13 protein-coding genes, 1 tRNA gene, 1 rRNA gene and 1 pseudogene are annotated in these 25,970 nt (G+C 70.0%); 12 read left to right on the forward strand and 4 right to left on the reverse strand.

From position 1 onward, the window contains the following. The 3 genes from rrf to AB0H86_RS30200 form a co-directional block, all read left to right on the forward strand. Positions 1-92: ribosomal RNA gene (rrf, locus tag AB0H86_RS30190) — 5S ribosomal RNA — on the forward strand; the annotation flags it as partial. 114 nt (positions 93-206) lie between these two features. Continuing rightward, entirely contained in the window at positions 207-869 is a 663-nt protein-coding gene (locus AB0H86_RS30195; protein ID WP_362446119.1) for a DegT/DnrJ/EryC1/StrS family aminotransferase, read from the forward strand. Positions 870-961: 92 nt separating this feature from the next. Continuing rightward, positions 962-1,037: transfer RNA gene (locus tag AB0H86_RS30200), tRNA-Thr, on the forward strand. Between the two features lie 61 nt (positions 1,038-1,098). On the opposite strand, the gene AB0H86_RS30205 is transcribed toward AB0H86_RS30200, so the two are convergent. Next, positions 1,099-3,849 (reverse strand): SpoIIE family protein phosphatase, encoded by a 2,751-nt coding sequence (locus AB0H86_RS30205; RefSeq protein WP_362445657.1) that lies wholly within the window; start codon positions 3,847-3,849, stop codon positions 1,099-1,101. A 376-nt stretch (positions 3,850-4,225) separates the two neighbouring features. Between AB0H86_RS30205 and AB0H86_RS30210 the strand changes: the two genes are divergently transcribed. From AB0H86_RS30210 to AB0H86_RS30250, 9 genes and pseudogenes are all read left to right on the forward strand, one after another. Further along, a complete protein-coding gene (locus AB0H86_RS30210; RefSeq protein ID WP_362445659.1) occupies positions 4,226-9,712 on the forward strand; it encodes a HAMP domain-containing protein in 5,487 nt (1,828 codons plus the stop codon). Positions 9,713-10,051: 339 nt separating this feature from the next. Beyond that, on the forward strand, positions 10,052-10,735 hold the full coding sequence (locus AB0H86_RS30215) for a response regulator (protein ID WP_362445662.1): 684 nt from the start codon (positions 10,052-10,054) through the stop codon (positions 10,733-10,735). Positions 10,736-10,924: 189 nt separating this feature from the next. Beyond that, on the forward strand, positions 10,925-13,645 hold the full coding sequence (locus tag AB0H86_RS30220; RefSeq protein ID WP_362445665.1) for a DNA translocase FtsK: 2,721 nt from the start codon (positions 10,925-10,927) through the stop codon (positions 13,643-13,645). A gap of 233 nt (positions 13,646-13,878) precedes the next feature. Next, complete coding sequence (locus tag AB0H86_RS30225; protein ID WP_362445668.1) at positions 13,879-14,721, forward strand: RodZ domain-containing protein; 843 nt, start codon at positions 13,879-13,881, stop codon at positions 14,719-14,721. Between the two features lie 108 nt (positions 14,722-14,829). After that, a complete protein-coding gene (gene rimO, locus AB0H86_RS30230; protein ID WP_362445671.1) occupies positions 14,830-16,326 on the forward strand; it encodes a 30S ribosomal protein S12 methylthiotransferase RimO in 1,497 nt (498 codons plus the stop codon). Continuing rightward, positions 16,323-17,183, forward strand: coding sequence for a CDP-diacylglycerol--glycerol-3-phosphate 3-phosphatidyltransferase (gene pgsA, locus AB0H86_RS30235; protein WP_362445674.1), 861 nt, complete (start codon positions 16,323-16,325; stop codon positions 17,181-17,183). The genes rimO and pgsA overlap by 4 nt, the downstream gene beginning before the upstream one ends. Beyond that, positions 17,180-17,725 carry a CinA family protein gene (locus AB0H86_RS30240; RefSeq protein WP_362445677.1) on the forward strand — a complete coding sequence of 182 codons (546 nt, stop codon included), beginning with the start codon at positions 17,180-17,182 and terminating at the stop codon, positions 17,723-17,725. The genes pgsA and AB0H86_RS30240 overlap by 4 nt, the downstream gene beginning before the upstream one ends. A gap of 109 nt (positions 17,726-17,834) precedes the next feature. Continuing rightward, complete coding sequence (locus AB0H86_RS30245) at positions 17,835-18,215, forward strand: helix-turn-helix transcriptional regulator (RefSeq protein ID WP_030683643.1); 381 nt, start codon at positions 17,835-17,837, stop codon at positions 18,213-18,215. Positions 18,216-18,588: 373 nt separating this feature from the next. Beyond that, a pseudogene (locus AB0H86_RS30250) lies at positions 18,589-18,777 on the forward strand (hypothetical protein); the annotation flags it as partial. Between the two features lie 328 nt (positions 18,778-19,105). Here AB0H86_RS30250 and AB0H86_RS30255 read toward each other — a convergent pair. The 3 genes from AB0H86_RS30255 to AB0H86_RS30265 all read right to left on the reverse strand — a co-directional run bounded on the left by AB0H86_RS30255 (position 19,106) and on the right by AB0H86_RS30265 (position 25,884). Then, positions 19,106-19,870 carry an SDR family NAD(P)-dependent oxidoreductase gene (locus AB0H86_RS30255; protein ID WP_362445680.1) on the reverse strand — a complete coding sequence of 255 codons (765 nt, stop codon included), beginning with the start codon at positions 19,868-19,870 and terminating at the stop codon, positions 19,106-19,108. A gap of 36 nt (positions 19,871-19,906) precedes the next feature. Further along, positions 19,907-20,764 carry a DNA-formamidopyrimidine glycosylase family protein gene (locus AB0H86_RS30260; RefSeq protein ID WP_362445682.1) on the reverse strand — a complete coding sequence of 286 codons (858 nt, stop codon included), beginning with the start codon at positions 20,762-20,764 and terminating at the stop codon, positions 19,907-19,909. A 101-nt stretch (positions 20,765-20,865) separates the two neighbouring features. Then, complete coding sequence (locus AB0H86_RS30265) at positions 20,866-25,884, reverse strand: ATP-dependent helicase (protein ID WP_362445685.1); 5,019 nt, start codon at positions 25,882-25,884, stop codon at positions 20,866-20,868. Between the last annotated feature and the right edge of the window lie 86 nt (positions 25,885-25,970).

The following is a 25,970-nucleotide window of genomic DNA, read 5'->3' on the forward strand; positions in this document are numbered from 1 at the left end:
CGCCCGGTTACATTTCGAACCCGGAAGCTAAGCCTTACAGCGCCGATGGTACTGCAGGGGGGACCCTGTGGGAGAGTAGGACGCCGCCGAACAATCATTCAAAGGGTTGGATCCTGAACTTCGGTTCAGGGTCCAACCCTTTTTTGTTGTGCGTTACTTGAAGTTCACGTTGCGCAACCAGCATCCAAAGCATGGGTACTGCTGCAATGCTCAGGGCCGCCGGCGTCGGAGTCGGTGACGAGGTCGTCGTACCGGCCTTCGGGAACGTGGAGGTCGCCGAGGCCGTGGTGTTGGCCGGGGCGCTTCCGGTGTTCGCCGACATAGAACCACTGACCTACTGCCTGGCCCCCTCCGCGGTCGAGGCAGCCGTAACCGCGCGGACGGCGGCCGTCGTCGTCGTGCACCGCTTCGGTCGGCCGGCCGACATGACGCGGCTGCTCGGGCTCGGGGAGCGGCACGGGCTTCTCGTGTTGCAGGAAGGGGAGTCCGAGGTGCCGTACGACGAAGTCGCTCAGCGCCGCCAGCGGGCCGCTTATCTCGATATGAAGTTGCGGGGTGTCCGGACGCCCGACGGGGGTGTCGGCCACAGCTATCAGCAGTACGTGGTGAGGGTGCCGGGGAACGGGCGGCCGGACCGGGACGCCTTCGCCCGCGCCGTGCGCGCTCGAGGTGTCGACTGCTGGGTGCCGGTGAAGACGCCGGTGCATCGGCTGCCCGAATACCGTCGGTACGTGTCCCTGCCGGAGACCGAGCGGGCCGCCGACGAGACGTTGGCGCTGCCGGTGGAGGCGTCCCTGACGAAGCGGGACATGCAGCGGATCGTGGGCGCGTGCAACTCACTTGGCGGACTGCTGCAGCCGGCCTTCTGAGAGCCGTAAGCCTGGTGAACGGGGTTGGGAGCACAGACCTGTTCGGGGTATGATCTATTCCGTTGCCGCGAGGGAGACCTCGAAGGCGACCGGCCCCCATAGCTCAGTCGGTAGAGCGTCTCCATGGTAAGGAGAAGGTCAACGGTTCGATTCCGTTTGGGGGCTCCAGAAGAAAAAGGCCCTCGCCCTTTCGGGCGGGGGCCTTTCGCATGTCCTCGTCGGTCCCGCGTCAGTCCTTGTGGTGGCCGGGCACGCGCATCGCGAGGATGGCCATGTCATCTGACGGGGCGTCCGACGCGAAGCGTTCCACTGCGCGCATGATGCGGGCCGCGACCGCGCCCGCCGTGAGGCCCGTGCAGGTGGTGAGGACATCGGCGAGGCCGTCGTCGCCCAGCATGCGGGTGCCCTCACGGCGTTCGGTGACGCCGTCCGTGACGCACAGGAGGACGTCGCCGGGATCGAGCGTGACGGTCTGCTCGTACAACTCCAGGTCGTCCATGACGCCCAGGAGCGGCTGCGGTTCGGCGGCCGGCTCGACCGTGCCGTCCTGGCGGAGGCGGAGCGGGAGGGGGTGGCCCGCGCAGACCACCTTCAGCATGGCGCTGCCGTCCTCCTGGGGCCACAACTCGCCGTAGAGGAGGGTCAGGAAGCGGCTGCGGGCGCCCTCGTCGAGGATCGCGGAGTTCAGGCGCTCCAGGACCGCCGGGCCGCTGAGGCCCTCGCGGGCCAGGAGACGCAGGGCGTGACGGGCCAGGCCCGTGACGGCAGCCGCGTTCGGGCCGGTGCCGCAGACGTCTCCGATGGCGAAGCCGTAGGCGCCGTCGCGAATGGGGAAGAGATCGTAGAAGTCGCCGCCGACCTCGTTGCCCTCGCCGGCCGCGCGGTAGATGACCTCGACCTCCACGCCGTCGATCTCGGGGAGTTCGGGCGGCAGCAGGCTGCGCTGGAGGGACTGGCTGATCGCCGTGCGCTCGGAGTAGAGGCGGGCGTTGTCGAGGGCGAGGGCGGCCCTGCGGGAGAGGTCCTCCGCCAGCTCCAGGATCTCCTGGCGGAAGTGTTCGTCCGTGGGTTTGCCCAGCGTCAGCATGCCGATGACGCGGTTACGGGCCACGAGCGGGAGGACGACGGTTTCGCCGCCGACCGCGGAGGCCGTGGCGAGCGTCGGGCCGATGCCTGAGGCGATCTGACGGGCCGGGCCGCCGTTGAGGCCCAGACTCCGCATGGAGCTGCGCAGGGCCGCCTGGTGGGCCGCCTCGCCGGGGGCCGACCAGACACGGGCACCGGGGGTGGGGACCGGGTCCGGCGGTTGCACCTTCGACAGCAGGGACTTGATGCCGTCGATCAGGTCCTCGTCCTCGTGTAGGACGTACGACAGATACGGGTCGGAGGCCTGGTCGGCGATGGTGTACACCGCGCACCAGGCGGCCAGGGTCGGGACCGTCATCTGGGCCATGAGGGCGAGGGTCTGGTCGCGGTCCAGGGTGCCGGCCAGGAGGTCGGAGGCCTCGACAAGGAAGCTCAGGGAGCCTCTGCGCAGGCGTTCGAGTTCACCGAGGCGGGCCGACTCCACCGCCAGAGCGATGCGGTCGGCGGCGAACTGGAGGCGCAGGGCCTCCTCGTTCGAGTATCTGCCGGGCGACTCCGCCGCGACGCCGAGGGAGCCCGTGAGGCGGCCCTCGACCTTCAGGGGGACGGTGACGACCGAGCGCATGCCGGTGCCGCTCAACAGCGGTACCGCGCCCGGTACGGCCGTGAGGTCGTCGTGGACGGCGGGCATACGGGCCGAGCCGTAGCGGCCGGGGCCCGCCTCCACGGGGACACGGGCGAAGCGCTGGCGGGCGGAGGGCAGGCCGGTGGAGGCGCGGACCTCCAACTCGGTCTCGTCGTCGGTCGCGAGGAGCAGGAAGGCGGAGTCCGCGTCGAGCATGTCACGGGCGCGTTCCACCGTGCGCTGGAGGAGGCCGTCGAGGTCGTCCGGGGCGGGGGAGCCGATGAACACCTCGAAGGGGTCGGTGCTCTGGCCGTCGGACGTGGTCGTGTCGGAGGCGGGGACCCGCAACGGCGTCTGCAGGACGGCTCGTTCGTGGTCCCGGACGAGAAGGCAGACCGTGGAGGGCTCGCCGTCCGTGTCGCGGACGCGGAGGTGGGAGGCGTACACGGAGGTGACGCGGCCGGTGGCCGCCCGGATGCCGTAACTGCCCTCCCAGCGCGAGAGTTGGAGGGCCTCCGCGATGCCGGTGCTGGTGCCGGGGGTGTGCGGCCAGGCGGCGAGGTCGGTGAGGGGCTTGCCGATGACGTGGTCGGCGGCGTAGCCGAAGAGTTCCTCGCCGTCCTCGTTCCAGGACGTGATGGTGCCCGTGCGGTCGATCTGGACGACGGCGACGCGGACGCGGCCGTCGGCGAGCGGAAGGAGGGCGGCGGGCAGCGACGGGCCGGCGGCGCGGGTGCCCACCGGGCGCTCGGGGAGGTCGAGTTGGAACCAGACCTGTTTGTGGGTGGGGGTGTACTCCACGCCCCAGCGACCGGCCAGCGCCGCGCACAGTTGGAGGCCGCGGCCCCCCTCGCGGTCGAGGTTGCCCATGTTGACGGCCTGGCCCTGGAGGGGGATCTCGCGCTCCGGATAGCGGTCGGCCACTTCGACACGCACGCCGTCGTCACTGCGTAGGCACAGGACGTCCGCGGAGGTGCCGGCGTGCACCACGGCGTTGGTCACCAGTTCGCTCGTGAGGACGACGGCGTCGTCGATGACGTCGGCGAAGCCCCAGCCCTGCAGGGTGTCGCGGACGAACGAGCGGGCGCTCGCGACCGATCGCCCGACGGGGTCGAAGCTGGCGGCCGCGCGCGCGGTGATCACTGAACTCCTCGGCCTTTTGTCGACGTGCAGGGCTGCCTGGCCGACCAGCTCGTGCCGCTGCTGCGGCAGGCTGCCCGTCGGCCGGGGGTCCGGGGGCTGTTCCCCAGGGATCAGTCCGGTGGTCATGTGTGCGGCCGCCCCTCCGATGCCCGCTCGTTCTCGTGCCACCGCCCAGGCCGGACGAACCGGCGCGGCTGGACAGCCGCATGCAAGGTTACTTACCTTCCCCGCCCATGCGGGTGCCGGTCGCCGGTGTTTCCGCCCAAGGGTGTGCGGACGATGTGCGAAGCTGCCGAACTGTTATGGCCTGGTTCAGCCAGGGTGAAACACTGGGCAAGCTTCCGGTGAAGGTACTGGCAGGCTGAGTGAGGTTTGCACGCGGTGGGCAGCAGCCCCCTGGTGCGGACTGATATAGCGGACATGGATACCCAGTAGTAACTCGTACGCCGAACAGTAGTACGCGAGCACAGCAGTAACGGTCGACCCCTGCGGGAGGGACACAGTGGAGTCTGGCGCAGCGACGCGGGGCACTAAAACGCGCGCGAAAGGCGGACAGTCCCCGAGTAACCAGCGCAAGACGCGCGGCGGGACCACCGCGGTGGACACGGCTGCCCTGGACAGACTGATGGTGGCTCTCGTCGCGATGCGCGAAGGGAACTTCCGTAAGCGGCTCACGGTGTCCGGGGACGGCCCGATGTCGGAGATCGCCGCGGTTTTCAACGAGGTGGCTGACCGTAATCTCCATTTGACGGGTGAATTGTCGCGCGTGCGGCGCATGGTGGGGCGTGAGGGAAAGCTCACAGAACGGCTGGAAACAGGTGCCTGTGACGGTTCCTGGGCGGCCGCCATCGACAACTCGAACGCCCTTGTGGACGATTTGGTCCGGCCTGTCTCCGAGGTCGGCCGGGTGCTCTCGGCGGTGGCGGAGGGTGATCTGTCACCCCGTATGGAGCTGCGGACGCAGGTGTCGGACGGGGCCGGGCATCCGCTGCGTGGCGAGTTCCTGAGGGTCGGGCGGACCGTCAACAACCTGGTCGACCAGTTGTCGACGTTCACCGACGAGGTCACGCGTGTGGCCAGTGAGGTGGGCACCGAGGGCAAGCTGGGCGGTCAGGCCCGGGTGCGCGGAATGTCCGGCTCGTGGAAGGACCTCACCGAGTCCGTCAACACGATGGCGTACCGGCTGACGGCGCAGGTGCGGGACATCGCGCTGGTGACTACGGCGGTCGCCAAGGGTGACTTGTCCCGGAAGGTCACGGTTCATGTCGAAGGCGAGATGCTGGAGCTGAAGAACACCGTCAACACGATGGTGGACCAGCTGTCGTCCTTCTCCTCCGAGGTGACGCGAGTCGCGCGCGAGGTGGGCGTCGAGGGCGAACTGGGCGGCCAGGCGCAGGTGCCCGGTGTGGCCGGTGTGTGGAAGGACCTCACCGATTCGGTGAACCTCATGGCCGGCAACCTGACGGCCCAGGTGCGCGGGATCGCCCAGGTGACGACGGCGGTCGCCAACGGTGACCTGTCGCAGAAGGTGACGGTGTCGGCGCGCGGTGAGGTCGCGCAGCTGGCCGACACGATCAACCAGATGACCGAGACGCTGCGGACGTTCGCCGACGAGGTCACGCGGGTCGCCAACGAGGTGGGCGCCGAGGGACGGCTCGGCGGGCAGGCGAACGTGCCGGGTGCGGCGGGGACGTGGAAGGACCTCACCGATTCGGTGAACACGGTCTTCCGCAACCTCACGATCCAGGTGCGGGACATCGCCGCCGTGACGACGGCCGTGGCCAGCGGTGACCTGTCGCAGAAGGTCACGGTGGACGTGGCCGGCGAGATGCTGGAGCTGAAGAACACCGTCAACGGGATGGTGGACCAGCTGTCCGCGTTCGGTGCCGAGGTCACGCGAGTGGCGCGCGAGGTCGGTGTCGAGGGCGAACTGGGCGGCCAGGCGCAGGTGTCGGGGGCCGCCGGTACGTGGAAGGACCTCACGGACTCCGTCAACACGGCGTTCCGGAATCTCACCGGACAGGTGAGGAACATCGCCCAGGTGACCACCGCGGTGGCCAACGGTGATCTGTCGCAGAAGGTCACCGTGGACGTCTCCGGTGAGATGCTCCAGCTGAAGAACACCGTGAACACGATGGTGGACCAGCTGTCGGCCTTCGCCGACCAGGTGACGCGGATGGCCCGGGACGTGGGCACCGAGGGACGGCTGGGCGGTCAGGCCGTGGTGCCGGGCGTGTCCGGTACGTGGAAGGAACTCACCGACTCCGTCAACTTCATGGGTGGCAACCTCACCTCACAGGTGCGGCAGATCGCCCAGGTGACGACGGCGGTGGCCCGGGGTGACCTGTCCCAGAAGATCGACGTCGACGCGCGCGGCGAGATCCTGGAGCTGAAGAACACCATCAACACGATGGTCGACCAGCTGTCCGCCTTCGCCGACCAGGTGACCCGGGTGGCCCGTGAGGTGGGCACGGCCGGGCAGCTCGGCGGTCAGGCGCAGGTGCCCGGCGTCGCCGGTGTGTGGCGTGACCTGACGGACTCCGTGAACGGCATGGCGTCCAACCTGACCGGCCAGGTGCGCAACATCGCGCAGGTCGCCACCGCGGTGGCCCGGGGTGACCTGTCCCAGAAGATCACCGTGGACGCGCGCGGGGAGATCCTGGAGCTGAAGAACACCCTGAACACGATGGTGGACCAGCTGTCGTCGTTCGCCGAAGAGGTCACGAGGGTGGCCCGTGAGGTGGGCACGGAGGGCATCCTCGGCGGCCAGGCCGAGGTACAGGGTGTCTCCGGCACCTGGAAGGACCTCACGCAGTCCGTGAACTTCATGGCGAACAACCTGACGATCCAGGTGCGCAACATCGCCGAGGTCACCACCGCGGTGGCCAAGGGCGATCTGTCGAAGAAGATCACCGTCGACGCGAAGGGCGAGATCCTCGAACTCGTCACCACCGTCAACACGATGGTGGACCAGCTGTCGTCGTTCGCCGAGCAGGTGACCCGGGTGGCCCGTGAGGTGGGTACCGAGGGCATCCTGGGCGGTCAGGCGCACGCGTCGGGTGTCACGGGCATCTGGAAGGACCTCACCGACAACGTCAACCTGATGGCCAACAACCTGACCGTGCAGGTGCGGAACATCTCCCAGGTCGCCGCGGCGGTCGCCAACGGTGATCTGACGCGGACGGTGACGATCGAGGCGCGCGGTGAGGTCGCTCAGCTCGCCGACACCTTCAACACCATGGTGAAGACGCTGAGTTCGTTCGCCGACCAGGTCACCAAGGTGGCCCGCGAGGTGGGCACGGACGGCATCCTGGGCGGGCAGGCGCGGGTGCCCGGTGTGGCCGGTACGTGGAAGGACCTCACCGAGTCGGTGAACCAGATGGCGTCCAACCTGACCGGTCAGGTGCGGAACATCGCCATGGTGACCACGGCCATCGCCAAGGGTGACCTGACCAAGAAGATCGACATCGACGCGCGCGGTGAGATCCTCGAACTCAAGACGACGATCAACACCATGGTCGACCAGCTGTCCTCGTTCGCCGAGGAGGTCACCCGAGTCGCCCGCGAGGTGGGCACGGAAGGCCAGTTGGGTGGTCAGGCGCGCGTGCGTGACGTCGACGGCACCTGGCGCGACCTCACCGAGTCGGTGAACGAGATGGCCGGGAACCTGACCCGGCAGGTGCGTGCCATCGCGCGCGTGGCGACCGCGGTGACCCGCGGCGACCTGAACCTGAAGATCGACGTGGACGCGTCCGGCGAGATCCAGGAACTCCAGGACTACATCAACAAGATGATCGCCAACCTCCGCGACACCACGATCGCCAACAAGGAGCAGGACTGGCTCAAGGGCAACCTGGCCCGTATCTCCGCGCTGATGCAGGGCCGCCGCGACCTGGCGGACGTGGCCTCCCTGATCATGAGCGAGCTCACGCCGGTGGTGTCCGCGCAGCACGGCGCGTTCTTCCTCGCGATGCCGCTCCTCGACGGAAAGGACATCCGCGCCGAGAGCGAGGACGCGTACGAACTGCGCATGCTCGGGTCGTACGGCTACTCGATGGGCTCCATGCCGACGTCGTTCCGGCCGGGTGAGGCGCTCATCGGGACGGCCGCCCAGGAGAAGCGCACGATCCTGGTGGAGAACGCGCCCAGCGGCTATCTCAAGATCTCCTCCGGTCTCGGGGAGGCGCCGCCCGCACAAGTGATCGTCCTTCCGGTGCTGTTCGAGGGCAAGGTGCTCGGAGTCATCGAGTTGGCCTCCTTCACTCCCTTTACGCAGATTCAGAGGGATTTCCTCAACCAGATCGCCGAGATGATCGCGACCAGCGTCAACACCATCTCCGTCAACACCAAGACCGAGGTGCTGCTGAAGCAGTCGCAGGAGCTCACCGAGCAACTCCGCGAGCGGTCCGCCGAGTTGGAGAACCGACAGAAGGCCCTCCAGGCCTCGAACGCCGAACTCGAGGAGAAGGCCGAGCTGCTGGCCCAGCAGAACCGGGACATCGAGGTCAAGAACACCGAGATCGAGGAGGCGCGCCAGGTCCTGGAGGAGCGCGCCGAGCAGCTCGCCGTGTCGATGCGCTACAAGAGCGAGTTCCTCGCGAACATGTCGCACGAGCTGCGGACGCCGCTCAACTCGCTGCTGATCCTGGCCAAGCTGCTCGCCGACAACGCCGAGGGGAACCTCTCCCCGAAGCAGGTCGAGTTCGCCGAGACGATCCACGGGGCCGGTTCCGACCTGCTCCAGCTGATCAACGACATCCTGGACCTGTCGAAGGTCGAGGCGGGCAAGATGGACGTCTCACCGACGCGTATCGCGCTGGTCCAGCTCGTCGACTACGTGGAGGCCACCTTCCGGCCGCTGACCGCGGAGAAGGGCCTGGACCTGTCCGTGCGGGTGTCGCCGGAGCTGCCCGCCACGCTGCACACCGACGAACAGCGGCTGCTCCAGGTGCTGCGCAACCTGCTGTCCAACGCGGTGAAGTTCACCGACTCCGGGGCGGTCGAACTGGTCATCAGGCCGGCGGGCCGGGATGTGCCGGTGGCGATCCGCGAGCAGCTCCTGGAAACCGGTTCGCTGCGGGACCCGGGCGGCGACCTGATCGCGTTCTCGGTGACCGACACCGGTATCGGGATCGCGGCCAGCAAGATGCGGGTGATCTTCGAGGCGTTCAAGCAGGCGGACGGTACGACGAGTCGCAAGTACGGCGGTACCGGTCTGGGGCTGTCGATCTCGCGGGAGATCGCGCAGTTGCTCGGCGGTGAGATCCACGCGCAGAGCGAGACGGGGCGTGGATCGACGTTCACGCTGTATTTGCCGCTGTACCCGAGCGAACTGCCGCCGCAGGGCTATCAGCAGCTCGCGCCCGCGCTGGAGGCCGGTGACCTCGTGGCGTCCGCCTTGGGGCTGCCCGAGTCGATCGAGCTGTCCGACGTGGAGGTCGAGACGCCGGCCGAGGTGAAGTCGTACCGGGAGACGCAGAACGGCGCAGCCGCGCTCTTCCGGCGCCGCCGCAGGCCCGTGCAGGAGATCGAACAGCGGCACGCGCAGCTGGAGCAGTGGCCGACGGTCACGGAGCAGGAGGCGACACCCAAGCCGCGCCGCGGCATCCGGTTCGGCGGGGAGAAGGTGCTGATCGTCGACGACGACATCCGTAATGTCTTCGCGCTGACCAGCGTCCTCGAACAGCACGGGCTGTCCGTGCTGTACGCCGAGAACGGCCGCGAGGGCATCGAGGTGCTGGAGCAGCACGACGACGTGGCGGTCGTCCTGATGGACATCATGATGCCCGAGATGGACGGCTACGCGACGACCACGGCGATCCGCAGGATGCCGCAGTTCGCCGGGCTGCCGATCATCGCGCTGACCGCGAAGGCCATGAAGGGCGACCGGGAGAAGGCGATCGAGTCGGGTGCCTCCGACTACGTCACCAAGCCGGTTGATCCCGATCACCTGCTGTCGGTGATGGATCAGTGGATGCGTGGAGAGTGACCGGTGAACATTGAGGAGTGATGGGAACGGTCGGGCCGTGTTCGGGCTTTGTGCCCATGTGGCGGGAACCTTCGGCGGATGCCCGGAGTTGCTGACTCAGGGTGGCCGGAGTCGTGTAGAAGTACGGGATTCGGGGAACCTTCTGGTCTTGCGCTGCGTTTCTGCTATGTGCACAGTGACATCACGGTGACAGGGTGTGGCGACAGGCGGGGTGCGGCTACGATGACCGGCACAAGGACGGGCGGCGCAAGGGAGTCGCCCCCGGGGGCGGCGTCGGTCGACGTCACCCCGAGTCCTGCGGACAGGGGAGGCCCCACGCCGGGGCGAGGAGGGCGGGCCATGGTGCAGAAGGCCAAGATCCTCCTGGTCGATGACCGGCCGGAGAATCTGCTGGCGCTGGAGGCCATCCTCTCTGCGCTCGATCAGACGCTGGTGCGGGCATCGTCCGGGGAGGAAGCGCTCAAGGCGCTGCTCACGGACGACTTCGCGGTCATTCTTCTGGATGTCCAGATGCCGGGTATGGACGGATTCGAAACGGCCGCGCACATCAAGCGGCGGGAGAGGACCCGGGACATCCCGATCATCTTCCTCACCGCGATCAACCACGGACCGCATCACACCTTCCGCGGATACGCGGCGGGCGCGGTCGACTACATCTCGAAGCCGTTCGATCCCTGGGTGCTGCGCGCCAAGGTGTCCGTGTTCGTCGAGCTGTACATGAAGAACTGCCAGCTGCGTGAGCAGGCGGCGCTGCTGCGGCTCCAGTTGGAGGGCGGGGGCGGCAAGTCCGAGGCCGGCGAGGCCAAGGAGCCCGCGGGACTGCTCGCCGAGCTGTCCGCGCGGCTCGCGGCCGTCGAGGAACAGGCCGAGGCGCTGTCCAAGCAGTTGGACGACGATTCCGCGGACGCGGCGGCGGTGGCCACGGCGGCCCATCTCGAACGCAAACTCACGGGGTTGCGGCGCGCGCTGGACGCGCTGGAGCCGGGCACCGGGAGTTCTCCCGCGCTGCCGTCACAGAACTGACGCGTGCCGCAGTCGGCGTGGCCCACGGGGCCGGTCGGCTGCGGATGGCGTTTTCGCGTGGATCTGTCGCGGTGTTGGTGGCACCGAGCGTGAGCGGGCGTCAGTTCCGCTCCTTTTCATGAGCGACACGAACGGGTGAAGCTGTGGGCACACGTGTCCGCTGTCGTCTCCACCGGTAACCTCACACCTATGGCCTCACGTCCCTCCGCAGCCAAGAAGCCCGCCAAGAAGGCGGCCGCTCCGGCGAAGGCTCCGGCGAAGAGGGCCGCTGCGAAAAAGGCGCCCTCGAAGAAGGCGCCCGCCAGGAAGGCCGCGGCGAAGAAAGCCGCGCCCCCGAGGCCGGCGCCCAGCCCGACCGGGGGCATCTACCGCCTCGTCCGTGCCGTCTGGCTCGGCCTCGCGCACGCCGTCGGCGCGGTGTTCCGCGGGATAGGGCAGGGCGCGAAGAACCTCGACCCCGCCCACCGCAAGGACGGTGTCGCGCTGCTGCTGCTCGGCCTCGCGCTGATCGTCGCCGCCGGCACCTGGTCGAACCTGCGCGGCCCCGTCGGCGACCTCGTCGAGATGCTGGTGACCGGAGCCTTCGGCCGGCTCGACCTGCTCGTGCCGATACTGCTCGCGGTCATCGCCGTACGGTTCATCCGGCATCCCGAACAGCCCGAGGCCAACGGGCGCATCGTGATCGGTCTGTCCGCGCTCGTCATCGGCGTGCTCGGCCAGGTCCACGTCGCCTGCGGCTCGCCCGCCCGCAGCGCGGGCATGCAGGCGATAAGGGACGCCGGCGGCCTCATCGGCTGGGGAGCGGCCACCCCGCTGACGTACACCATGGGCGACGTCCTCGCCGTACCGCTGCTCGTGCTGCTCTCGGTCTTCGGGCTGCTCGTGGTCACGGCGACTCCGGTCAACGCCATTCCGCAGCGGTTGCGGCTGCTCGGTATGAAGCTCGGCATCGTCCACGACCCGGTCGAGGACGAGCTGGGCGAGGACGACGAGCGGTACGACGAGCAGTGGCGCGAGGCGCTGCCCGCGCGCACCCGCAGGCGCGGCTCCGACCCGGCGGCGTACGACCCCGACAGCGCGGAGCAGGACGCGCTCTCCAAGCGCCGCGGTCGTCCTCGGCGCTCGGCCGTGCCGCAGCCCGACATGAGCCGTCCCCTGGACGCCGTGGACGTCGCCGCGGCCGCCGCCGCGGCGCTCGACGGTGCCGTCATGAACGGCATGCCGCCCTCGCCGATCGTCGCCGACCTCACCCAGGGGGTGAGCGTCGGGGACCGCGAGGAGACGACACCGACGCCGACGCCCGTACCGGCGCCGGCGTCGCGGCCCAAGCAGGAGAAGCTCGAGACGCCCCGCAAGGGGGAGGTGCGGGACTTCACGAAGTCGCCGCCCAGCGAGCCGCGCGAGCTGCCGTCGCGGGCCGAGCAGCTTCAGTTGTCCGGCGACATCACGTACGCGCTGCCCTCGCTCGACCTCCTCACGCGCGGTGGCCCCGGCAAGGCGCGCAGCGCGGCCAACGACGCGGTGGTCGCCTCGCTCACGACCGTCTTCACCGAGTTCAAGGTCGACGCCTCCGTCACAGGCTTCACCCGTGGGCCGACGGTCACGCGCTACGAGGTCGAGCTCGGACCCGCCGTGAAGGTCGAGCGGATCACGGCTCTCGCCAAGAACATCGCGTACGCCGTCGCCTCTCCGGATGTGCGGATCATCAGCCCGATCCCCGGCAAGTCGGCCGTCGGCATCGAGATCCCGAACACGGACCGCGAGATGGTCAACCTCGGTGACGTGCTCCGGCTGGCCGAGTCCGCCGAGGACGACGATCCGATGCTGGTCGCCTTCGGCAAGGACGTCGAGGGCGGTTACGTCATGCACTCGCTGGCGAAGATGCCGCACGTGCTGGTCGCCGGCGCGACCGGTTCCGGCAAGTCCTCCTGCATCAACTGCCTGATCACCTCGGTCATGATGCGGGCGACACCCGAGGACGTCCGGATGATCCTGGTCGACCCCAAGCGCGTCGAGCTGACCGTCTACGAGGGCATCCCGCACCTGATCACGCCGATCATCACCAACCCCAAGCGGGCCGCTGAGGCACTCCAGTGGGTCGTACGGGAGATGGACCTTCGGTACGACGACCTGGCGGCGTACGGGTACCGGCACATCGACGACTTCAACCGCGCTGTGCGCGAAGGGAAGGCCAAGCCTCCTGAGGGCAGCGAGCGGGAGCTCTCGCCGTATCCGTATCTGCTGGTGATCGTCGACGAGCTCGCCGACCTGATGATGGTCGCGCCGCGGGACGTGGAGGACTCCATCGTGCGCATCACGCAGCTCGCGCGCGCGGCCGGTATCCACCTGGTGCTCGCCACCCAGCGGCCCTCGGTCGACGTCGTCACCGGTCTGATCAAGGCGAACGTGCCGTCCCGGCTCGCCTTCGCCACGTCCTCGCTCGCCGACTCGCGGGTCATCCTCGATCAGCCCGGTGCCGAGAAGCTGATCGGCAAGGGCGACGGGCTGTTCCTGCCGATGGGGGCCAACAAGCCGACCCGTATGCAGGGCGCCTTCGTGACCGAGGAAGAGGTCTCGGCCGTCGTCCAGCACTGCAAGGACCAGATGACGCCGGTCTTCCGGGAAGACGTCACCGTGGGCACCAAGCAGAAGAAGGAGATCGACGAGGAGATCGGCGACGACCTCGACCTGCTGTGCCAGGCGGCCGAGCTGGTCGTCTCCACCCAGTTCGGGTCGACGTCGATGCTGCAGCGGAAGTTGCGGGTCGGCTTCGCGAAGGCCGGGCGGCTCATGGACCTGATGGAGTCCCGGGGGATCGTCGGACCGACCGAAGGCTCAAAAGCTCGTGACGTTCTTGTGAAGCCTGACGAGCTGGACGGCGTGCTCGCGGTGATCCGCGGGGAGGCTTAGAGAGAACCCCAAGATGGGTGTTCGATCGTGACTCACTCGTAAGGGATCATTGAGCAACCGTTTCCCTTCGGCGTACGTCAAGTTGAGGGAAGCGAAAGATACTGTCCCGCCAGCGGCGTGTCCGGCCATACCGATGGCGTACAAAGTCCCACCGTCCGGTTGCCCCACCCTTTTGTACCCCCCATAGACTGAACCTCCAGCACAGGCGGCTAAAACGCTCGAAAGGCGCCCCCGTGTCCCTCGGCAACTCCCCTGAAGACGAGCGTCCGTTCGAAGACGACCGTGAGGAAGCCCACCTCTCGGTCGGTCGTGTCCTCCAGCAGGCACGTATCGCGGCCGGGCTGACGGTCGACGACGTCAGTTCCGTCACCAGGGTCCGCCTGCCCATCGTGCACGCCATCGAGGCGGACGACTTCGGTCCGTGCGGCGGAGACGTGTACGCCCGCGGGCACATCAGGACCCTGGCCAAGGCCGTCCAGCTGGACCCTGCCCCGCTGATCGCCCAATTCGACGCCGACCATGGTGGGCGTCCGGCTCCCACGCCCGCCGCACCTCTGTTCGAGGCGGAGCGTATCCGGCCGGAGCGGCGCGGGCCCAACTGGACCGCGGCCATGGTCGCCGCGATCGTCGCCGTCGTAGCTTTCGTCGGGTTCACCGCAGTCAAGGGCGGTGGCGACGACGGAGGCGCGAATACGCAGGTCGCCGAGGGTGTCAAGCCCTCGACCAGCAAGAACGCCTCGCCCACTCCGAAGAACGACAAGCCCGAGGCCCCGAAGCCGGACTCCTCGGACAGTGCCATCGCGGCCGCGCCCCAGGACAAGGTGACCGTCCAGGTCAGCGCCGCCGACGGCAAGAGCTGGATCTCCGCCAAGGATCACAACGGCCGACTCCTGTTCGACGGACTGCTCAAGCAGGGCGAGTCCAAGACCTTCCAGGACAGCGACAAGGTCAACCTCGTCCTCGGTGACGCGGGCGCGATCCAGCTGTATGTGAACGGCAAGAAGATCGAGGACGACTTCCAGCCCGGGGCCGTGGAGCGGCTCACGTACACGAAGGGCGACCCCCAGGTCGGGTGAGAACGCTCCGGTGTCGGTCAGGGGCGCTGGGGTGAGGAAGGGGGTCGGCCGAGATCGGTCGGCCCCCTTCGACATGGGGTGTCAGCGGGACGAAGTAGTCTTGAGCCCATGCCTGAACGCCGTACCGTCGCACTCGTCACCCTTGGCTGCGCCCGTAACGAGGTGGACTCGGAGGAGCTCGCAGGCCGCTTGGAGGCGGACGGCTGGGACCTCGTGGAGGACGCCTCCGACGCGGACGTCGCGGTCGTCAACACGTGCGGCTTCGTCGACGCCGCCAAGAAGGACTCCGTCGACGCCCTCCTGGAGGCCAACGACCTCAAGGGGCAGGGCAGAACCCAGGCCGTCGTGGCGGTGGGCTGCATGGCCGAGCGCTACGGCAAGGACCTCGCCGAGGCTCTCCCCGAGGCCGACGGGGTGCTCGGCTTCGACGACTACGCCGACATCTCCGACCGCCTGCAGACCATCCTGAACGGCGGCATCCACGCCTCGCACACCCCCCGTGACCGGCGCAAGCTGCTGCCGATCAGCCCGGCCGAGCGGCAGGACTCGGCGGCGTCCGTCGCACTGCCGGGCCACGGGCCGTCCGAGCAGGATGCCCCGGTCGCCCTCGCCGATCTTCCGGAAGGTCTCGCTCCGGCCTCAGGGCCACGCGCGCCGCTGCGCCGCCGTCTGGACGGCGCCCCGGTCGCCTCGGTGAAGCTCGCCTCCGGCTGCGACCGGCGCTGTACCTTCTGCGCGATCCCGTCCTTCCGCGGCTCATTCATCTCGCGTCGGCCCTCCGATGTCCTGAACGAAACGCGCTGGCTGGGCGAGCAGGGCGTCAAGGAGATCATGCTGGTCTCCGAGAACAACACGTCCTACGGCAAGGACCTCGGCGACATCCGCCTGCTGGAGTCGCTGCTGCCCGAGCTCGCCGAGGTCGACGGCATCGAGCGGGTGCGTGTCAGCTACCTCCAGCCGGCCGAGATGCGGCCCGGGCTGATCGACGTCCTCACCTCCACGCCCAACGTGGCGCCGTACTTCGACCTGTCCTTCCAGCACTCCGCACCCGACGTGCTGCGCGCGATGCGTCGCTTCGGTGACACCGACCGCTTCCTGGAACTGCTCGACACCATCCGGAACAAGGCCCCCCAGGCGGGCGTGCGCTCCAACTTCATCGTGGGCTTCCCCGGGGAGACCGAGGACGACCTGGCCGAGCTGGAGCGCTTCCTGAGCGGCGCGAGGCTGGACGCGATCGGTGTCTTCGGGTACTCCGACGAGGACGGCACGGAAGCGGCGACCTACGAGAACAAGCTGCACGAGGACGTCGTCGCCGAGCGGCTCGCGCGGGTCTCCCGGCTCGCCGAGGAACTCGTCTCCCAGCGGTCCGAGGAGCGTGTGGGCGAGACCGTGCAGGTGCTCGTGGAATCGATCGACGACGAGGGTGTCTACGGCCGCGGCGCGCACCAGGCGCCGGAGACCGACGGCCAGGTGCTGCTCACGAGCGGCGAAGGACTGAGCGTCGGCCGTATCGTCGAGGCGAAGGTGGTCGGTACCGAGGGTGTAGACCTGGTGGCCGAGCCTCTGCAGGGCTTGCTCGTGTGTAGTGAGGAGGAGGCCAGATGACCGGAGTACCGGCGTCCGCCGCGGGTGGCTCCTCCGCCGCCAAGGGTGCGACAGCGGGTGCGACCGCGGGCGCGGCTGCGGGCGCGGCTGCTTCGGCCTCGGGTGCTCCGACCGCGCCCGGTGCCGCCGGTGCGGTCTCTGGTCCTTCCGGTGCGCCTGGTGCGTCCGGGGTCTCCGGTCCTTCCGGTGCCGTCGGCGCCTCCGGTGCTGGTGCCGATGCTGATGCGAAAGCCGCGCGTGGCAGGAAGATCGCGGCCGCGGCCACCAACCAGGCCAGTGTCTGGAACATCGCCAACCTGCTGACCATGCTCCGGCTGCTCCTCGTGCCGGGTTTCGTGGCGCTGCTGTTGGCCGAGGGCGGATACGACCCGGCGTGGCGCTCGCTCGCCTGGGCGGCCTTCGCCATCGCCATGATCACCGACCTGTTCGACGGGCATCTGGCGCGGACGTACGACCTCGTCACCGACTTCGGGAAGATCGCCGACCCCATCGCCGACAAGGCGATCATGGGTGCGGCGCTGATCTGTCTGTCCGCGCTCGGCGACCTGCCGTGGTGGGTGACAACCGTCATCCTCGGCCGGGAACTCGGGATCACGGTGTTGCGTTTTCTTGTCATCCGGTACGGCGTCATCCCGGCGAGCCGAGGCGGCAAGCTGAAGACCCTCACGCAGGGCGTGGCCGTCGGGATGTATGTCCTGGCGCTGACGGGGTGGCTGGCGACCCTGAGGTTCTGGGTGATGGCGGCGGCGGTCGTATTGACCGTCGTGACCGGGCTCGACTATGTGAGACAGGCCATTGTGCTGCGTCGGCAGGGAATCGCCGAGCGCAAGGCGGCGTTGGAGGAGTCGGAAGCGTGAGTTCCGCGGCCACCGAAGTGGTACGACTACTCACGGTGAGGGGTGAGACGCTCGCTGTCGCCGAGTCGCTCACCGGCGGATTGGTTGCGGCGGAAGTCACAGCGGTCCCCGGAGCCTCCCTTGCTTTTCGAGGCTCGGTGACCGCGTACGCCACCGAACTCAAACAGCGACTGCTGGATGTCGACGCCACTCTCCTGGCGGAGCGCGGAGCGGTGGATCCGCAGGTCGCGGCCCAGATGGCGGCCGGAGTGCGTAAGGCGCTCGGCGCCGACTGGGGCATCGCGACCACCGGAGTCGCCGGGCCGGAACCGCAGGACGGCAAGCCCGTCGGCACGGTTTTCGTGGCCGTCGACGGGCCGTCCGCCCCGAATTTCGGGAATACCGGTGGCGGGAAAGTGACGGCGCTGCGGTTGAACGGCGACCGGGCGGAAATTCGTATGGAGAGTGTACGGAGCGTACTCGCACTGCTCCTGGAGGGGCTTGCGAGCGAACAGACCGGGAATGAGCGGGCACAGGATACGGAACGGAACGGGGGGTTTTGATGTTTGCAGCCCTGAGTGAACACGACATCGCTCCCCGCACGGCCGCGGCGCAAGGCGGTACGGTGGGGCGAGAAGGATGCGGCTACGCGGTCCGAGGAGGGAGCCACCGATGATCCTGCTCCGTCGCCTGCTGGGTGACGTGCTGCGTCGGCAGCGCCAGCGCCAGGGCCGTACTCTGCGCGAAGTCTCCTCGTCCGCCCGAGTCTCACTCGGCTATCTCTCCGAGGTGGAGCGGGGGCAGAAGGAGGCTTCCTCTGAGCTGCTCTCCGCCATCTGCGACGCGTTGGACGTACGGATGTCCGAGCTCATGCGGGAAGTGAGCGATGAGCTCGCCCTCGCCGAGCTGGCCCGATCTGCTGCGGCCACCCCCAGCGAGCCTGTGACCACGCCGGTTCGCCCGATGCTGGGTTCCGTCTCGGTGGCCGGTGTGCCACCGGAACGGGTGACCATCAAGGCGCCCGCCGAAGCGGTTGACGTGGTCGCCGCGTGACATCGCGCGGGCGTGCGCATGAGCTGACGATGCGCTGAGAAGTGTGCGGGCCCCGGCCGGGGTTTCTTCGGATGATCCGGAAACAGATCATCTGGAGAGGCGTCGGTCGGGGCTTTCGTGCATCGTGGACCCCGGGGTGAGCGAGTGCCGCCTGCGACCGTGTGCCGCCAGTGCGCCCTCCCTGCGGGAGTGGACTGCGGTCTAGCGTCGGGCTGGAGGTGGGTCCATGGCACGGCCGATAGCTGGGTGGCCCGGGTGGGGGGCTGGGCGGATCCGGGAGGCCTTGGCGGCTGGGCGGTTTTGGGGCTCTCGGGGATGCGGGGGTTCCTCGCGCTCCTGGAGTTGGAGCTCCTGGGCTTTTCTCGGGGCGGTTCTGGGGCTCGGGTCAGTGTGGTGGTGGGCTGTGCTGCGGCTCGTGCTGGCGCCGGACGCGGGGGTGCTGGAGGGGGCGGTCGCGGCCGGCGGGTGGGGGTTGAGTCTGCTGCCGGTGCACTGTGTACCGAAGGCACGGGCCGCGGGTGCTCTGGCCGCGGGCCGGTGGGGGCGGGTGTTGCGGTCGGCAGGGCCTCCCGCTGCGTTGCCGGGAGGGGAAGCAGGAGCGGCATTGTGGGGCGGGGCCGCGGGGGCGGCTGGGGCGGCTGCGGGTGACGGCGTCTCGGGAGCTGTGGGTGGGTGTTCGGGAGCCGGTCCCGGTGGGGGCGCGGGGGCGTCTCCCGGAGGGGGCGGGGCGGCGTCTGCGGGTGGGTGTTCGGGGGATGGTCCGCGTGGAGGTGTGGGGGCGTCCCCGGGTGGGTGATCGGGAACCGGTCCCGGTGGGGGCGCGGGGGTGTCTTCGGGTGGGCCGTCGGGAACGGGTTCCGGCGGGTCCGCGGAGGCATCTCCCGATGGGGCTACCAGGGCATGGCCACCCCGCCGTTCGGACGCAGGATCTGGCCCGTCGTGAAGGCTGAGGCGTCGGACGCCAGGTAGAGCACGGCGTGGGCGATGTCCTCGGGTTCACCGACCCGGCCCAGCGGTGACATGCGGGCCATCAGCGACTCGGTGTGCGCCTGTGCCTCGGCGTCGTGGCGGTCGGTCATAGGGGTGCGGATCCAGCCCGGCGCGACCGCGTTGACCCGGATGCCGTGCCGGCCGACCTCGGTCGCCAGCGTCTTCGTCAGCTGGACGACGGCCGCCTTGGCCGCGCCGTAACAGAACAGCCCGGCGCCTCCCGTGTCCACGGCGCCCGAGGCCATGGTGACGATGCTGCCCCTGACGTCCCCGGCGAGCATCAGCCGGGCGGCCTCCTGACAGGAGTGCAGCACGCCCTTGAGATTGACGTTCAGCACCCGGTCGAGGTCCTCGTCGCGGGTCTCCAGGACCGGGCTGCTGTGCATGATCCCGGCGATCGCGGCCATCACGTCGAGACGCCCGCAGGAGGAGACGGCCTGGCGGAGCTGGTCGCGGTCGGTGACGTCGAGGTGATGGGTGTGGGCGGTGCCTCCCACGTCCTTGACGCTCCTCGCCGTCTCCTCGAGGCCGGGTGCGTCGAGGTCCGCGCAGTGCACGGTGGCGCCGGCCCGGGCCAGCAGGACGGCGGACGCGCGGCCGATGCCGCCGGCGGCGCCGGTGACGAAGGCGGTGCGTCCGGTGAGGTCGTACGCGCTGACGGCCATGAGGGGACGGTACGAGGGTTTCTGACGGGTCGTCAATCAGTCGTACGGGGCGGTGCGGGAACGAGTGGGTCGGGGTTGGGGTGTTCGGTGGGTGCCCGGGGCCGGAGCGGGTCCGGGCTGGCAGGTCGGGCACCAGTACGTGGGGCGTTCGCGGGAACCGTCGCCCTGGTCGGCCACGCGGATGGGCGTACGGCAGCGGAGGCAGGGCCGGGGTGCGCGGCCGTACACGAACAGGTCCTGGCCGCGGCGGCCCGTGGTGATACGGGCAGGACGGTCCCGGTTGGCCTCCAGGAGCTTCTTGGCGAGCACTGGCAGATGCGCGGCGCGGTCGCCGGGGAGGGCGGCGACGGGCAGCCAGGGGGTGACGCCGAGGAGGAAGCACAGCTCGCTCTTGTAGACGTTGCCGATCCCGGCGAGATTGCGCTGGTCGAGCAGGGCCTCACCGAGGGGGCGGGTGGGGTCGGAGAGGAGGTTGGCCAGGGCCTGGTCCGGGTCCCAGTCCGGGCCCAGAAGGTCGGGGCCGAGGTGACCGACCGCGCGGTGTTCGTCGGCCGTGCGGAGGAGTTCGAGGACGGGGAGGCGGTAGCCGACGGCCGTGCGGTCGGCGGTTGCGAGGACCGCGCGGATCTGGTGGGTGGGGCCGCCGGTCCAGCGTTGGTCGTTGGCGTACACCTTCCAGGAGCCGTCCATCCGCAGATGCGAGTGGAGGGTGAGACCGCCCTCGACGCGGGCGAGGAGATGCTTGCCGCGCGGGGTGACGTCCAGGACGGTGCGGCCGGTGAGGTCCGCGGTGGCGTACTTGGGGACCCGCAGGTCGCTACGGGTCAGCACCTTGCCGGCGAGGGCGGTGTGCAGCCGCCTCGCGGCCTGCCAGACCGTGTCTCCTTCGGGCATGGGTCAAGGGTGGCACGGTGGGGGCGGGGCGTGCCTGGTAGGCGGTGCTTGGCACGCCTCCTCGCGGGCGGATGACCGGGGGCTCCGGTCTTGTCCCAGGGTCACGCTCGCAGGCGTAGGCCGCGTGGGGTGGCGATGAAGCCCGCTCCTTCCAGAAGGGTGCCGAAGGGGGACGTCAGGGCCGAGGCGCCGTTGACGCGTTCCACGGTGACCGTGCCCAGGGAGCCGGCCTTCGCGGCCGTGGCGAGGGACTCGGCCGCGGATCGCAGGCGGGGGTCGTCGGTGGCTGTGCCGTCCCGGTCGGCGGGCCAGGCCAGCAGCGTCTTGCCGCCCCGCTCCATGTAGAGCGTCAACTCGCCGTCGACCAATACCACCAAAGAGCCCGCCTTGCGGCCCGGCTTGTGTCCGGCGCCCGTCGGGGGTTCCGGCCAGGGGAGAGCCGCGCCGTACGCGTTCGCGGGATCGGCGGCGGCGAGGACGACGGCTCGGGAGTCGGGCGTGGGGCGAGGGCGGCGGCCGGTCGGCGTAGAGCTGTACGGGGTGTACGAGTTGGAGGGGTTGTACGGGCCGGTCTGTGGGGCGAGGTCGCGGGGGGAGGTCCATTCGCTGCGCGAGGTGGGGGCGGGGAAAGGGTGCCGGCCGTCGGCGAGGTCGGATTCGGTGGGGGTGGTCTGGCCGTCGGGTCGGTTCTGTCTGGCCGCGGGGTCCTGCCCGTCGGTGCCGGTTCCGGTTTCTACGGGGCCCGGTGTGCTGAAGGCGTCCTGGGAGAGGTCCGGAAGGGGGCCGAAGGTGTCGGGGCCGAAGTCGGTGTACGGGGCGGAGCTGTCCGGAGCGGTGCCGGGGGTGTTGTCGGCCCCGGGCGGGAGCGGTAGGGATTCGCCGCGGTCGCGGGCGTTGGCCACCGCGCGGAGACGGTCGACCGCGCCGTCCATGGCGAACTGGGCGGCGCCGAGGCCCTCGATCACATAGCCGCGGCGTGCCTGACCGCTGTCCTCGAAGGCGGACAGGATGCGGTACACCGCCGAGAAGCCGCCTTCCACGCCCTCCGCGGCGACCGCTCCCCGGGTCACCACGCCGTGCCGGTCGAGGAGGACGCGGGCCAGGGCGTGGGCACGCACCGTGGGGTCGTCCTCGCGGTCCGGAAGCCGGGACCAGCGGCCCGCGACGGTCGGTGGTCCGCCGCGGGAGGCGGGGCGGGCGGCGGAGGTCAGCGAGCCGTAGCGCCCGCGCGGGATCGTGCGCTTGGCACGGTGGGCCGTGGAGCCCGCGGTGCGGCCCGAGCCCAGCAGGGACCGCATGGGGGTCAATGTGTCGTTGGTGAGCCTGCCGGACCAGGCCAGGTCCCAGAGAACGTCGGCCAGTTGGGGGTCGGTCGTGTCGGGGTGGGTGGTGGCACGGACCTGGTCGGCGATCTGGCGGAAGAACAGGCCGTAGCCCCCCGAGAGGGCTTCCAGGGCGGACTGGTGGAGCGCAGTGAGCTCCAAGGGGTGGGGTGGCGGGAGGAGCAAGGGGGCCGCGTCCGCCAGATAGAGCGAGACCCAGCCGTCCTTGCCGGGGAGGGAGCCGGCTCCGGCCCAGACGATCTCTCCGGCGGAGGTGAGTTCGTCGAGCATCGCCGGCGTGTAGTTCGCCACGCGAGAGGGCAGGACGAGCTTCTCCAGGGCGGACGCCGGTACGGACGCGCCCTGCAACTGCTCGACGGCCCGCACCAGCCCGTCGATGCCGCGCAGGCCGTGGCCCGTGCCGATGTGCTGCCACTGGGGGAGGAACTGGGCCAGCGCGGGCGGGGACACCGGCTCCAGTTCGTGACGCAGGGCGGCGAGGGAACGACGGCGCAGGCGGCGCAGGACCGTAGCGTCGCACCACTCCTGGCCGATCCCGGCCGGATGGAACTCCCCCTGGACGACCCTCCCTGTCGCCGCGAGCCTCTGGAGAGCGCCCTCGGTGACCGCCACGCCGAGACCGAAGCGGTCAGCGGCCGTGGCCGACGTGAACGGGCCATGAGTGCGCGCATGGCGCGCGAGGAGGTCACCCAACGGGTCCTTGACGGGCTCCGTGAACGCCTCCGGTACCCCCACCGGCAGCGCAGTGCCCAGTGCGTCGCGCAGACGGCCCGCGTCCTCGATCGCCGCCCAGTGGTCGGCGCCGGCGATACGGACCCGGATCGCGCGGCGGGCGGCAGCCAGCTCCTGGGCCCACTGCGGCTCGGCGCCCCGCTCGGCGAGCTCGTCGTCCCTGAGCGGACCGAGGAGGCGCAGCAGGTCGGCGACTCCCTCGGCGTCCTTGACACGGCGGTCCTCGGTGAGCCACTGGAGCTCCTGCTCCAGCTCGGTCAGCACCTCGGCGTCGAGCAGTTCGCGCAGCTCCGCCTGACCGAGCAGCTCGGCCAGCAGACGCGAGTCCAGGGAGAGAGCGGCGGCGCGGCGCTCGGCGAGCGGTGAGTCTCCCTCGTACAGGAACTGGGCGACGTACCCGAAGAGGAGGGAGCGTGCGAAGGGGGAGGGCTCGGGGGTGGTGACCTCGACGAGGCGGACCTTGCGGGACTCCAGGTCGCCCATCAGCTCGACCAGGCCAGGGACGTCGAAGACGTCCTGGAGGCACTCGCGGACCGCCTCCAGGACGATCGGGAACGAGCCGAACTCGCTTGCCACCTGGAGCAGTTGGGATGCACGCTGGCGTTGCTGCCACAGCGGCGTGCGCTTGCCCGGGCTGCGGCGGGGCAGCAGCAGCGCGCGCGCCGCGCACTCGCGGAAGCGGGACGCGAACAGCGCCGAGCCGCCGACCTGGTCGGTGACGACCTGGTCGACCTCGCCCTTGTCGAAGACGACGTCCGCCGCTCCGACGGGTGCCTGCTCCGCGTCGTACTCCGTGCCCGCCTTCACGGGCGCCTGGTCGAGCAGGTCCAGGCCCATCAGGTCGGCGTCGGGCAGCCGGAGGACGATGCCGTCGTCGGCGTGCATGACCTGGGCGTCCATGCCGTACCGCTCGGAGAGCTTGGCGCCGAGGGCAAGGGCCCACGGGGCGTGCACCTGGGCGCCGAAGGGAGAGTGCACCACGACCCGCCAGTCGCCGAGCTCGTCACGGAAGCGCTCCACGACGATCGTGCGGTCGTCCGGGATGTGGCCGCAGGCCTCGCGCTGCTCGGCCAGGTAGGACAGGACGTTGTCGGCGGCCCAGGCGTCCAGGCCCGCGGCGAGAAGGCGGAGGCGGGCGTCCTCCTGGGGGAGGGATCCGACCTCGCGGAGGAACGCCCCCACCGCGCGGCCCAGTTCGAGCGGGCGGCCCAGCTGGTCGCCCTTCCAGAACGGGAGCCTGCCCGGGACGCCGGGGGCGGGCGAGACCAGGACGCGGTCGCGGGTGATGTCCTCGATACGCCACGAGCTGGTGCCGAGGGTGAAGACATCGCCGACTCGGGACTCGTAGACCATCTCCTCGTCGAGTTCACCGACCCGGCCGCCGCCCTTCTTCGGGTCGGAGCCCGCGAGGAAGACTCCGAAGAGGCCGCGGTCGGGAATCGTGCCGCCGGAGGTCACGGCCAGGCGCTGGGCGCCGGGGCGGCCGGTGATCGTCCCGGCCACCCGGTCCCAGACCACGCGCGGACGCAGTTCCGCGAAGGCGTCGGACGGGTAGCGGCCGGCGAGCATGTCGAGGACGGCCGTGAAGGCGGACTCGGGGAGCGAGGCGAAAGGGGCGGCCTGGCGGACCATGGTGAGCAGGTCGTCCAGCTGCCAGGTGTCCATCGAGGTCATCGCGACGAGTTGCTGCGCGAGGACGTCCAGGGGGTTGGCGGGCACCCTGAGGGACTCGATGGAGCCGGTGCGCATCCGTTCGGTGACCACCGCCGCCTGGACCAGGTCGCCGCGGTACTTCGGGAAGACCACGCCGGTGGAGACGGCTCCGACCTGGTGCCCCGCGCGGCCGACGCGCTGGAGGCCGGAGGCCACGGAGGGCGGCGACTCGACCTGGATGACGAGGTCGACCGCGCCCATGTCGATGCCGAGTTCGAGGCTGGAGGTCGCCACCACGGCGGGCAGGCGGCCGGCCTTGAGGTCCTCCTCGACGAGGGCGCGCTGCTCCTTGGAGACCGAGCCGTGGTGGGCGCGGGCGATGACCGGGGGCGCGCCCTGTGCCGCGCCCGAGCCGCCCATGAGTTCGGCGGGGGCATGATGCTCGTCCAGGGGTTCGCCGGTGGCTCGCTCGTAGGCGATCTCGTTCAGCCGGTTGCAGAGCCGTTCCGCGAGGCGGCGGGAGTTGGCGAACACGATCGTCGAGCGGTGCGCCTGGACGAGGTCGGCGATGCGCTCCTCGACGTGCGGCCAGATCGACGGGCGTTCCGCGCCATCGCTGCTGTCGGCGACCGGGGAGCCGCCCAGTTCGCCCAGGTCCTCGACCGGGACGACGACCGAGAGGTCGAACTCCTTGCCGGACTTGGGTTGGACGATCTCCACCTTGCGGCGGGGGGAGAGATAGCGGGCGACCTCGTCGACCGGGCGGACCGTCGCCGAGAGGCCGATGCGGCGGGCCGGCCTCGGGAGGAGTTCGTCCAGGCGCTCCAGGGAGAGCGCGAGGTGGGCGCCGCGCTTGGTGCCGGCGACGGCGTGGACCTCGTCCAGGATCACCGTTTCGATGCCGGTCAGCGCCTCGCGCGTGGCTGACGTCAGCATCAGGAACAGGGACTCCGGGGTGGTGATCAGGATGTCCGGGGGCCGGGTGGACAGCGCGCGGCGCTCGGCGGCGGGGGTGTCGCCGGAGCGGATACCCACCTTGACCTCCGGTTCTGGGCGGCCCAGACGGACGGATTCCTGGCGGATGCCGGTCAGGGGGCTGCGGAGGTTGCGTTCCACGTCGACGGCGAGGGCCTTGAGCGGGGAGACGTACAGGACCCGGCAGCGCTTCTTGGGGTCGGCGGGTGGGGGTGTCGAGGCCAGCTGGTCGAGTGCGGCCAGGAAGGCGGCCAGGGTCTTGCCGGAGCCGGTGGGAGCTACGACCAGTACGTCCGAGCCCGCCGCGATGGCCTGCCAGGCGCCCGCCTGGGCGGCGGTGGGCGCGTCGAAGGCACCCGCGAACCAGCCGCGGGTCGCGGGGGAGAAGCCGTCCAGGGCTCGGTGTGAACTGACCATGTGTCCATCCTGCACCTCGGGACTGACAATGTGTCTGGCCTGCGGGAACGGGGGCGGTGCGGGTGCCTGCGGCGGCCCCTGCGGGT

The sequence above is a fragment of the Streptomyces sp. NPDC050997 genome (assembly GCF_040660135.1).
Classification (GTDB): Bacteria; Actinomycetota; Actinomycetes; order Streptomycetales; family Streptomycetaceae; genus Streptomyces.